At 70.7% G+C, this 811-nt stretch carries 1 protein-coding gene; it reads right to left on the reverse strand.

Features of this window, described 5'->3' with window-relative positions; all coding sequences use genetic code 11:
* Positions 1-83: 83 nt before the first annotated feature.
* The coding region (locus R1101_RS0124690) for a polyprenyl synthetase family protein (protein ID WP_016935794.1) at positions 84-811 on the reverse strand (728 nt) is incomplete at its 5' end.

Here is an 811-nt window from a genome sequence, read left to right on the forward strand (position 1 = left end):
CAGGTGCAGAGCCGCCGACAGGCCGGCGAGCCCCGCGCCGACCACCACGACCTTCTCGACGCCGGAAACCGTCCGCACCGGTCTCACGCCACCCGGCGGGTCGCCGCGACCGCCGAGTCGCGGAGGAGGGCCTTGCCCTCCTGTGTGGCACCGGACGATTCGAGAGCCTCGAACGCGCTGTCGGTCAAAGCGGTGATGCGGTCCTCGATCCGGGCGACGGCACCGAGATCGACGAGCACGGAGCGGAGCTGCTCGACCTGCGAGTCGGACAGGTCGGTGCCGATCGAGGTGCGCAACAACTCGGCCGCTGCCGGATCGGAGCCGTCGGCGGTCTCGAGGGCCAGCGCGTACAGGACCGTGCGTTTGCCGGAGCGCAGGTCGTCGCCCGAGGGCTTGCCGGTGACCTCCGGGTCGCCGAAGACCCCGAGCAGGTCGTCGCGCAACTGGAACGCCAGGCCGATGTCGGTGCCGAAGCGACGATAGGCATCGATGAGGTCGTCGTCGGCGCCGGCGAGGGCGGCCCCGATATGCAGGGGGCGTTCGATCGTGTACGCCGCCGTCTTGAACCGATTCACCCGCGTCGCGGCCTCCACCGATTCGTCCGCCGCCACCTCGTTGGCGATGTCGAGATACTGTCCGCCGAGCACTTCGGTGCGCATCGCGGCCCAGACCGGCGTCACCCGCGCGACTGTCTCGGGTGCGAGCCCGGCCGAGTGCAGCATGTCGTCCGCCCACACCAGGGCGAGATCGCCGAGCAGGATCGCGACGGATTCGCCGAACTGCTCTGCCTTGCCGTGCCAGCTGGCCTGCC

Source organism: Rhodococcus sp. R1101 (assembly GCF_000278445.1).
GTDB classification, from domain to species: Bacteria; Actinomycetota; Actinomycetes; order Mycobacteriales; family Mycobacteriaceae; genus Rhodococcus; species Rhodococcus gordoniae.